The organism is Acetobacter orientalis, assembly GCF_000963965.1.
Classification (GTDB): domain Bacteria; phylum Pseudomonadota; class Alphaproteobacteria; order Acetobacterales; family Acetobacteraceae; genus Acetobacter; species Acetobacter orientalis.
Window position 1 is genome coordinate 38,732 of the sequence record NZ_BAMX01000009.1, and the last position, 10,403, is coordinate 49,134.

The following is a 10,403-nucleotide window of genomic DNA, read 5'->3' on the forward strand; positions in this document are numbered from 1 at the left end:
GAACGCTTTTTACTTGAGGGCACAGCACGTCAATGGTTCCCACTAAAACACAGCACGGCCGGTTTGTTGCCGCCATTCTTAGCAGCACCTTCCTGTTCTGTGATTATGCTTATGCTGCAACACATAAAACAGCGGCCCGGCAGGGTGGGGCATCTGCAAAACTGCACAAGCAAGCTCGTGCAGCAGCGCGGCCAGCGGCCCACCGTGCCACAGGCCCGGTGCAAAGCCACGGTGCAGAAGAGCTAGACGTTGCTGTAAACCGTGCAGGTGGTGGCGGCATGATGCGCCATGAAACCGCGCCCCATGCGGTGCAGACCGTAACAAAGCGTTTTATTGCCATGCAAAGCCCAACCAGCACCGCGCTGGATTTGGTTAAAAACCTGCCAAGCGTGAGCGTTTCTACCAACGACTCATCTGGCATTTTGGGGGGTACGTTGAATATTCGTAGTCTGACAGATTCAGACATGGGTATTTTGCTTAATGGTGTGCCAGTGGCAACGGCCTATTACCTGAACCAGAATGTGGATTCAGAAAACCTTGACCATGTGAGTGTCACCCCCGGCTCTGCCGCTATTAACCTGCCAGTTACCACAGCGGCAGCCGGTGTGATGGATGCTGGCACTATTACGCCAGACCATAAATTTGGCGGCATGACCGATTTTTCTTACGGCACCAACAACATGTCTCGCGAATTTTTGCGGGTAAATAGTGGTGATATTGGGAATACTGGCCTGCGTGGCTATTTGTCTTTCTCGCACGAGCATGCCCGTAACTGGATGGGGCCGGGCGTTAACGAGCGCCGCCACCTAGATTTCGGTGCCCGCAAAGACTTTGATAACGGGTCTTTCATTAACCTGTTTGCAAGCTGGAACCACCAGTTTACCTCTATACCGCTCTACCCAACGGCCCAGCAGTTTTTAGATAAAAAACACGGTAACGGTAGTTTTTCATACTCGGCCCAATATAACCCGCAAGCGCCGTCTCAATATGTGGGGCTGGTTGGCAATATGTGGGACCAGTTCTTTATTACGGCCCCCGTGCATGTGGTGCTGCCTAGCCGCTTTAGTTTCGATTTTAAGCCGTATTACGTTTATAACGGTGGGTATTCATACAACGGCTCTTTGTTTGATGCGAACAGCACCGCCGTAACGCTAGGGCCCAATGGTGGGGCATTAAGCGGGCAGGTGCCTACAACATCAACCTACAGCATTTACCGCCCCCATGCCGGAGCCATTGCGCAATTAAGCTACCAAATTAACCGGCATAACACTGTGTCTTTGGGGTATTGGTTCGATTATCAGGATAATCAGGTTAACAACCTGTATTCTGTTGTTGGGCCAGAGGGGCAGAAAAACTATCCGTATGATGCAAGCCACGGTCTGTTTCAAAACGGTGCGCGGTATATGCCTTATCAGGGTGATTCGGGGTGGTATAACCACTCTCTCTTTGTGCGTGATGTAAGCCGCTACTTCGATAACCGCTTGCAGGTTGATGCTGGGTTTAAAGTCTCAATGATTAACCGTTACAGCCGCAACTACGCTAACGGCGCCCCACAAATGCAGGAAAACACCGTAGTGCCCCTGCCGCAGTTGGGTATTGGCTACAAAATAGACGATAACAACCAGATTTATATTAATGCCGAGGGCGATTACCGCATGCCAGACCCCGGTGCGCTGTCTTCTGTGTATGATGCGCAAACAGGCCGGTATGTGGGCAACCCTTATAACGCCAAACCCCAATACGCGATTAAAGAAGAACTCGGCTGGCGCTTTAACAACAAATACCTGATGGTTGACCTAAGCCTGTTTAACTACTCCATTACCAACCGCTTGGTAGATACCAGCGTGTATGTGAATAATCAGGCGGTAAGCACGACCATTAACGCTGGTAACCAGACCGCCCGTGGGTTTGATGCCATGATTGCGGCACACCCCATTCATCACTTCAGCCCTTATGCGTCTATTGAGTATTTGAACGCGTCTATGGATTCTAACATGCCAACAACGGGCACGCTTAACGGCACTACCGTGGCAGACCTGTTGCAAACAAAGGGCAAGCGGGCGGTTATGTCACCGCATGTATTGGCCAATATTGGCATGACCTATGATGACGGTAAGCTGTTTGGTAGCTTTGCCGTGCATTATACATCCGGACAGTACACAACGTTCTTAAACGATGAGAAAATGCCCGGCTACTTTACGGACTCCATTGCTGTTGGGTACCGTTTTCCGGGGTTTGGGTTTGTGAAAAACCCTATTTTCCGTCTCAATTTCAATAACATTACCGGTAGCCTTGTGCGTACAGGTGCTTACGGCCTAACCAATAATGCCCACGCCACAACAGGTGTTTATGGCAGTGCGGTGAGTGCAAGTGGTGCGCCTAGTTATTACCTGTACCCACGCTTTAATATGACCGGCACGCTCTCGGTTTCTTTCTAACAAGTTTGCGCTACCCGGCCCTTGGCTGGCCGGGTTTGTGGCGGGTGTTAAAAAGGTAATTTTAACACCCGCAAAAGAGTGATGTGTTTCTCTCTTGCACTTTCATCGTAATATCCTCATATTAACAAATGCAGCCGTCATTTATGGCGGGTGTGATGTTCTCAGGGCAGGGTGCAATTCCCTACCGGCGGTAAGTGGCCTTGGCCATAAGCCCGCGAGCGCCTATTTTTGGTAGGGTCAGCAGATCTGGTGTAATTCCAGAGCCGACGGTTACAGTCCGGATGGAAGAGAGCAGCCGTAACGCAAGCCGTTGCTGTGCCTTTTGCTATAAAGGGGCAAGCTAGGGTTTGTGCATGCGCCTCTGTGCCCAAAGTGCATCTGTTTTCATACAGAGTAATGGGTTTTTGGGCGTGCAGAACTCCCCTGACAAAATTGCCGCGTTTGTGCCAGAGCAGGTGAAACTTGCGTTTCAAGCTGCTGTAGCAGAAGCATGCCGTTTTGTAGGGCAAACTGCACCCAACCCGGCTGTTGGCTGCGTGCTTTTGAGTGCAGAGGGGCAGGTGCTAAGCCTTGCTGCCCACCATAAAGCGGGCCAGTTGCATGCAGAGCGGTTGGCGTGTGAGCAGGCGCGGGCGGCAGGTGTGCTGCACCGGGTGTATACAGCCGTTGTAACGCTTGAGCCATGCAACCACACAGGCCGTACCCCCCCCTGCACCGAAGCCCTGCTTGAAACCCCGGTTAAAACCATTTGGATTGGCTGCGCAGACCCCAACCCCCGTGTGGCTGGGGGCGGTGCGGCCCGGTTGGTGCAGGCTGGGCGCACAGTGCAGTGGCTAGAGCATGCGCCCAATGGGGCCGCGCTTTTTGCCCTATGCCGCGCGTTGTTGGCCCCATTTGTGCAAAAAACCGTACACGGGCGGCCTTGGCTTACCGTAAAACAGGCGCTCAATAGTGCGGGTACAATGGTGCCACCTACTGGGCAAACCACGTTTACGACGCCAGATTCTCTTACCTTTGCGCATAAGTTACGCCGCGTAACAGATGGCATTGTAACTGGCACAGGCACCGTGCAGGCAGACCTGCCCAGCTTTACCGTGCGGCATGTAACAGACCACCCAAACCGCCGCCGCTTGCTGGTGGTGTGCGGGCAGGCAGCCCACGTACCACAGGCGTGGCACGCTAAGGTTGAGCAAAAGTTTGATGTGCTGCTCTGCCCAGATGTAGCCATGCTGCCTAGCCTTTTGGCCAGCACCGATGCCCTGTGGCTGATGGTAGAGGCAGGCCCCACCCTTTTAGCAACCCTGAAAGCCCAAAACCTTTGGGACGACTGGCTGAGCATTCGACAAAATGCTGCAGGGGTTGACCATTTTTCAGTTTCAACACGGCACGATGTAACCCCCCTTGCTCTGTTTCCGGAGTGGGCACGGTGCACGCAGGAGCAAACATGTTTTCCGGAATAATTGAATCCCTCGGTCATGTTCTCACGGCACAAACCGGCGACAAGTCACTGGTGATAGACGTTGATACCGGCCTGAAAGACATTGCCGAAGGCGAAAGCATAGCCGTAAACGGCGTGTGCTTAACCGCTGTAGCCCCTGCCGCTACCGGGCATGCCCGCTTTTTTATAAGCAGCGAAACACTGGAGCGCTCAACACTTGGGGCTTTGGTTGCAGGCAGTCGTGTTAACCTTGAGCGTGCCGTTACCCCAGCCACGCGCCTGTCTGGGCATATTGTGCAGGGCCATGTTGATGGCACAGCGCATTACACGGCCTGTACCCCCTCGGGCGATGCCCGGCGTGTTGAGTTTAGCGTGCCAGAAAGCCTGCGCCGCTACATGGTGGAAAAAGGTTCCATCACGCTGGATGGCATTAGCCTGACACTGAACGAAATTGGGCCGGTGGAAAACAGCGCGTTTACCATTGCCCTCATGATTATTCCGCACACATGGGCCCACACCACACTGGGCACCCTAAACGTGGGTGACGCCGTGAACGTGGAAGTGGACGTAATTGCTAAATATGTGGAGGTACTATGCCAGACCAAGTGAATATGGCGGCCGTAACGGCACAGCCTTCTGTGGCGCTGGTACGGGCTGTTGCAGCCCTGCGGGCGGGCCGCATGGTTATTATGGTTGATGACGAAGACCGCGAAAACGAAGGCGATCTGGTTATGGCCGCCCAGTTTATGACCCCGCAGGCCATGAACTTTATGATAACCCATGCCCGTGGTTTGGTGTGCTTGCCGCTAACCCCACAGCAGGTTGAGCGTTTGGGCCTGCCCCAAATGTCGAGCAATAACACCGCACGCCATAGCACCGCCTTTACGGTTTCTATTGAAGCCAAAGAAGGCGTGACCACTGGTATTTCTGCTGCAGACCGCGCCCATACTGTGCTGGTTGCCGCGTCTGAAACCGCAACCCCGGCCGATATTGCGACACCGGGGCATATCTTTCCGTTAAGGGCAGAGCCGGGTGGGGTGCTGGCCCGTATTGGCCATACGGAGGGCTCGCTCGATATTTTACATCTGGCTGGGCTGCGTCCTGCCTCTGTCATTTGTGAAATTTTAAACGAAGATGGCACCATGGCGCGCCGCCCGCAGCTAGAAGTATTTGCGGCCCGTTACGACATGCCCATTATTTCCATTGCTGAGCTAGTAGAGTGGGTAAAAGCCAATGGCTTAACACCATTGCCCGAACAAGGCGCACAAACAGCACCAGAGCCAGCCGCACCAGAGGAAACACTGGCTGACCTAGCCGAGGCCGCTTTACCCAGCGCTTACGGTGGGGAGGACTTGGTGATCCATGCTTTCCGTGACCGTTTGGGAGTTGAGCATGTGGCTTTGGTAAAAGGCAACCCCGGCGCGGCTAATGCCGTGCCCGTGGTACGGATGCACTCTGAATGTGTAACGGGTGATGCCCTTGGGTCTTTACGGTGTGACTGCGGCACGCAATTGCACGCCGCCCTTAAAGCTATAGGGCAGGCAGAGTGCGGTGTGCTGGTATATGTACGCGGCCACGAAGGGCGCGGCATTGGCCTTGCCAACAAAATACGCGCCTACGAATTGCAAGATGCCGGTTTAGATACAGTAGATGCCAACCACAAACTTGGCTTTGCAACAGACGCCCGAGACTGGACAGCGGCTGCCGCCATTCTGCGCGAACTGGGCGTGGGCCAACTCGATTTATTGACCAACAACCCAGACAAAGTGCGCGCGCTAGAAGCCCGTGGCTTTGTGGTACGGCAAAGAATCGGGCTTGAAACACCAGTTAACCCCTTTAACCGCGCGTACCTGCATGCCAAGCGGCAACGTATGGGCCACCGGCTGAGTAACTTTTCTGTGACTGATGCCCCTGCGACAGTGCAGGCGTAAGTTTGTTTTTTTGAGACTAAGGACTGTTTAATGAGCACGCATTTACCGGCTTCTTTCCCGAACCTGAAACTGACCCCCGCACCACGTCTGGCTATTATTGTTAGCCGTTTTAATGAAGACGTGACAGGCGGCCTGCGTAATGGTGCGCTGGAATGGCTGGCTGAACATAATATTAGCGTTTCCGAGCAGGATGTTTTTGCTGCCCCCGGCGCGTTTGAAATGCCCCTTTTGGCGCAAACCCTTGCAAAATCAAACCGTTACGAAGGGGTTATTTGCCTTGGTTGTGTGATTAAGGGGGATACCGCGCATTTCGAATTTATTAGCCTTGGCACCACTATTGGTATGATGCAGGCCTCTTTGGCCACAGAAGTGCCAATCGCTTTTGGTGTTTTAACAACATATACCGACGAACAAGCGGAACTTCGTTCGCGTTCTGACATTCATAACAAAGGACGTGAAGCTGCGGCCGCCTGTGTGGAAAGTCTTGCACTCCTGCGCCAGATCAAGGTCTGATCAGGGGCAGGGCTGCATACCCGGCACGGTGTGCAGCCTTGCAAAGCAGGGGGAAGAATGAAGCGGGTTGCCATTATAGCTGGGGTAGTGGGGCTGGGCCTTACAGTCTGGATGCTGGCGCAATTTGGTGCTGGTGCCATTCTCTCGCTTATTATGGCTGGTGGCTGGGGCATTCTGGCTGCTGTTCTTTTCCATACCGTGCAGGTTGCCCTTTCAGCGCAGGCGTGGCGCGTTATTGCTGGCCCGCAGGTAACCCCATTATCTTCCTCTACCCCTTTAAAACTTAAAGACTATTTTGCCCTGCGCTGCGTGCGTGAAGGGGTAAATAACTTGCTGCCTGTAGCCCAAGTGGGGGGCGAGGTCTGCTCAAGCCGCCTTTTGGCGCGGCGTGGCCTTGGCACGCGGCATGCCGCTGCGGCAACTATTTGTGACCTTACGCTAGAACTCCTGAGCCAAGTGGTTTTTACCCTGAGCGGGCTGGCCATTTTGCTGCTGCTGGTTAAGCGCTCTGCCATTACAGACGAACTGGTAGAAAGTGCGTTTGTGGCACTCGCTATAGGGGCCGTGTTATTTGCCAGCCAATGGCTTGGGGCTTTGGCTTTAGTTGAGGTGATTTTGGCAAAAATAGCCGGGCATTTAGGCTGGAATGGCGTACAAAGTATGCGCGGCCTGCATGAGCAGGTGCTGGCCCTTTACAAAGCCAAGGGTAACGCGCTTTGGGCTTTTTTTCTGCAATTTGTGGCATGGGCGCTTGGCGCGGTTGAGGTCTGCCTTATCCTCCATTTTTTAGGGCATGGCTGCTCTTTGTGGGTTGGGTTTGTGATTGAAGGCGTAGGCGAGGCCGCAAAGTCTATCGGCTTTGCCGTACCGGGGGCTTTAGGCGTTTCAGAAGGCGGGTATGTGCTGGTGGGTGGCCTGTTTGGTGTGCCCCCACAGGTTGCTATGGCGCTTTCTCTTATTAAACGCGTGCGAGAAATTGTGTGGGGCCTGCCGTCTTTGGCGCTGTGGCAATGGCTTGAGCACAAATGGTGCGCCACCCCAGAGCCCGAAGATGTGCGGCCCACGCACCATGCCTCTTTGTGCCAAAGCACAATTTCCAGTACCAGTTTATAAGGTGCGTCATACGCCTTTGGCATATCGTCACTTGCAAGATGCGGTATGGTTGGGCCAAACGAATGCAGCGTCTGGCCATTGGGCCATTACATTTTTCGGGAACTGATCGCCAGCCATGCTCTCAGCCTTTATCGGTCGCTTTATTACAGTCTGCGCGCGCCATGCTTATGCGGTTATTGCGCTCTTCTTTGTGCTTTCAGCTGGGGCGGTGTTTGCCGGGGCCAATTATCTGGGGGTTACCACAGATACCAGCAAAATGCTGTCTGACCGTCTGGCATGGAAGCAGCGCTCAGATGAAATGGGGCGGCTGTTCCCGCAGAAAGAAAACCTGCTTGTTGCCGTTATTGAAGCAGATTTGCCAGAAGAGGGGCGCGAAACCGCACGCCTTATGGCCGAACGCCTAGGGGCAGACCATAAAAATTTCGACTTTGCCAAACGGCCAGATGCCAACCCGTATTTAGTACGCAATGGCCTTATGTTTCTGGACACCCAGCCTTTAAGCAAAGTGCTGGATGACACCATTGCAGCCCAGCCTTTTTTGGCAGCCCTTGCACAAGACCCTTCAGCCCGTGGGTTGTTTGGTGCGCTCTCCCTTATTGCTGAGGGTGTGAAAACAGGGCAGGCAGATTTAGGCGGTTTTCAACCCGCTTTGGCTGGCTTTGCTGACAATATGGAAAAAGCCGTAGCAGGCCACCCCCAACCTCTCTCGTGGGAGCGTTTGCTGGGCGGTCAGTTGTCTGACCTTGCCGGGCAGTACCAGTTTGTGGTGACCAAGCCTAAGCTGGATTACGGGTCTTTCCAACCCGGTGGAGACGCGGCAGCGGCTATGCGTAAAGCCGCAGAAGGGCTTGAATTTGTGCGCGATGGCCACGCCAAAGTACACATGACAGGCCAAGTGCAGCTTGATGATGAAGAGTTTGCAACCGTAGCAGAAGGCATGGTGGCAGGGCTGCTTGGGTCTTTGGCGCTGGTAACGTTGTGGCTTATGCTGGCTGTACGCTCTTGGCGTGTGGTGGTGCCTATTGTGGTTACTCTTGTGGTGGGGCTGCTGCTTACAACAGGCTTTGCGGCTGTCGCTGTGGGCACGCTTAACCTTATTTCTGTTGCGTTTGCTATTTTGTTTGTGGGCATTGCGGTTGACTTTGCCATTCAGTTCTCTGTGCGCTTTAGAGCGCAGCACCAAGATAGCAGTAACGAGCGCGGTATTCTGGAAGCTTTGGCTGAAACCGGGCGTGAAACCGGGCACCAGATTTTGGTGGCAGCGCTTGCAACCTCTGCTGGCTTTTTGGCCTTTACGCCAACAGCCTTTTTAGGTGTTGCACAGTTAGGGTTAATTGCTGGCATTGGCATGATGGTCGCTTTTGTGTGTACCACCACGCTGTTGCCCGCTTTGCTCAAAGTGTTTCACCCACCGCTTGATTGCCCAAGCATGGGTTATGCTTTCATGAAACCGGCAGATGTTAAAATTCGCCATGCCCGTAAGCCCCTTTTGCTTGTGTTTGGGGTTGTTGCTTTGGCGGGTATTATACTGGTACCTAAGCTACAATTTGACGGCGACCCTCTGCATACTAAAAACCCTAATTCTGAGGGTATGAAAGCGCTGCACCTGCTCATGACCAACCCGCAATCTTCGCCCTATAGTGCGGAGCTGCTGGTGAAGTCGCTTGATGATGCGCAAAAAGACGCCGAAAAACTCTCAAAAGTACCCGGCGTGCACGATGCCATGTGGCTTGGTTCTTTTGTGCCAGAACAACAGCCTGAAAAGCTGGCGCTTATTCAGGACGCAGCCAATATTTTGCTGCCAACCCTTATTGTACCAACCCCCAAACCAGAGCCAGATGCACAGGCTTTGCGGGATGCTGCACAAAATACCGCAACAGCTCTTGGCGGGATTTTGGATAAACTGCCCACCAACGACCCATTGCGCCGCATTCAGGTCGCATTGGCTAAATTGGCCCAAGCACCAGACAAGATTGTGCTTGATGCCAACCACGCACTGGTACGTTTTTTACCCCAAGAGCTAGACCAATTGCGGGTTATGCTACAGGCAACACCTGTAACGCTTAAAGACGTACCGCCAGAACTGGCAAACGACTACCTGCTGCCAGATGGCCGTGCGTTGGTAGAAGTGCACCCAAATGGGGTTATGTCTAACAGCGGTGCCCTGCGTAAATTTGTAACGTCTTTACAAAAAGTAGAGCCAGATATTGCAGGCAGCGCGGTTGATATTGTTGAGAGTGCGCGCTCTATCGTGAAAGCCTTTGAGCAGGCAGCCATTGCAGCCATTATCATGATTGCCATTATTCTGTACCTGTCTTTGCGCCGCTTAACCGACATGGCATTGGTGCTGGCACCGCTTATGCTGTCTGCCCTCATGACCGTTATTTTGGTGGTATTGCTGCCAGAAACCCTAAACTTTGCAAATATTATTGCTTTGCCGTTGCTGCTGGGTGTTGGGGTGTCTTTCAACATCTATTTTGTCATGAACTGGCGCGATGGGGTAAAGTACCCGCTGGCGTCGCCCACGGCACGCGCGGTGCTATTTTCTGCTCTTACAACGGGCACGGCTTTTGGGTCTTTGGCGCTGTCGCACCACCCCGGTACGGCCAGTATGGGGCGGCTGTTGCTGCTGTCTTTGGCCTGCACCTTGTTGGCAACATTAGTGTTTGTGCCAGCCTTGCTGCCCAAACGAGAGATTGATGAGAAATAAGCCAAGAAAAACGCCCCTTACTGGGGCGTTTTTTTATGGTGCAGTGTGTATGTGGTTAAGGAGGGAGCAGAGGCTAAGCTGTAAACTGCCAAAGACAAGGGAGAGCATTTTGCACCTACAAACGTTATGGTTTGCAGTAATGCTGCGCTATGATTGCTGCAAAAATAGCCTGTTAGAGCCAACAAATATCTTGCCAGCCCGCAACGCATAATTTTGAATCAGCCAATCAGCCAATCAGCCAATCAGCCAATCAGCCAATC

Annotated in this window: 7 protein-coding genes and 1 riboswitch; all 7 genes read left to right on the forward strand. The window is 53.3% G+C overall.

All coding sequences use genetic code 11. The annotated features are described in order from the left end of the window. Positions 1 to 32 precede the first annotated feature (32 nt). Positions 33 to 2,438 carry a TonB-dependent receptor gene (locus Abor_RS03650; RefSeq protein ID WP_048840483.1) on the forward strand — a complete coding sequence of 802 codons (2,406 nt, stop codon included), beginning with the start codon at positions 33 to 35 and terminating at the stop codon, positions 2,436 to 2,438. Between the two features lie 153 nt (positions 2,439 to 2,591). Next, positions 2,592 to 2,735: riboswitch (FMN riboswitch) on the forward strand. Positions 2,736 to 2,848: 113 nt separating this feature from the next. Continuing rightward, positions 2,849 to 3,898, forward strand: coding sequence for a bifunctional diaminohydroxyphosphoribosylaminopyrimidine deaminase/5-amino-6-(5-phosphoribosylamino)uracil reductase RibD (gene ribD / locus Abor_RS03655; protein WP_244877860.1), 1,050 nt, complete (start codon positions 2,849 to 2,851; stop codon positions 3,896 to 3,898). After that, complete coding sequence (locus tag Abor_RS03660) at positions 3,883 to 4,485, forward strand: riboflavin synthase (protein WP_048840484.1); 603 nt, start codon at positions 3,883 to 3,885, stop codon at positions 4,483 to 4,485. Before ribD ends, Abor_RS03660 begins: the two co-directional genes overlap by 16 nt. After that, the gene (ribB, locus tag Abor_RS03665; RefSeq protein WP_084594356.1) at positions 4,470 to 5,807 is read left to right on the forward strand and encodes a 3,4-dihydroxy-2-butanone-4-phosphate synthase; all 1,338 of its coding nucleotides are present in this window, start codon (positions 4,470 to 4,472) and stop codon (positions 5,805 to 5,807) included. Before Abor_RS03660 ends, ribB begins: the two co-directional genes overlap by 16 nt. Positions 5,808 to 5,837: 30 nt before the next feature. After that, positions 5,838 to 6,320, forward strand: a complete 483-nt coding sequence (gene ribH / locus Abor_RS03670) for a 6,7-dimethyl-8-ribityllumazine synthase (RefSeq protein ID WP_048840485.1) — start codon at positions 5,838 to 5,840, stop codon at positions 6,318 to 6,320. Positions 6,321 to 6,377: 57 nt separating this feature from the next. Next, complete coding sequence (locus Abor_RS03675; protein WP_048840486.1) at positions 6,378 to 7,433, forward strand: lysylphosphatidylglycerol synthase domain-containing protein; 1,056 nt, start codon at positions 6,378 to 6,380, stop codon at positions 7,431 to 7,433. Between the two features lie 115 nt (positions 7,434 to 7,548). Next, a complete protein-coding gene (locus Abor_RS03680; RefSeq protein ID WP_048840487.1) occupies positions 7,549 to 10,143 on the forward strand; it encodes an MMPL family transporter in 2,595 nt (864 codons plus the stop codon). The last annotated feature ends 260 nt before the right edge of the window (positions 10,144 to 10,403 follow it).

Excerpts from the sequence above, each read along its gene's own strand:
- Abor_RS03650 (WP_048840483.1), top strand. The coding sequence starts at position 33 with ATGGTTCCCACTAAAACACAGCACGGCCGGTTTGTTGCCGCCATTCTT.
- Abor_RS03660 (WP_048840484.1), top strand. The coding sequence starts at position 3,883 with ATGTTTTCCGGAATAATTGAATCCCTCGGTCATGTTCTCACGGCACAA.
- ribB (WP_084594356.1), top strand. The coding sequence starts at position 4,470 with ATGCCAGACCAAGTGAATATGGCGGCCGTAACGGCACAGCCTTCTGTG.
- ribH (WP_048840485.1), top strand. The coding sequence starts at position 5,838 with ATGAGCACGCATTTACCGGCTTCTTTCCCGAACCTGAAACTGACCCCC.
- Abor_RS03675 (WP_048840486.1), top strand. The coding sequence starts at position 6,378 with ATGAAGCGGGTTGCCATTATAGCTGGGGTAGTGGGGCTGGGCCTTACA.
- Abor_RS03680 (WP_048840487.1), top strand. The coding sequence starts at position 7,549 with ATGCTCTCAGCCTTTATCGGTCGCTTTATTACAGTCTGCGCGCGCCAT.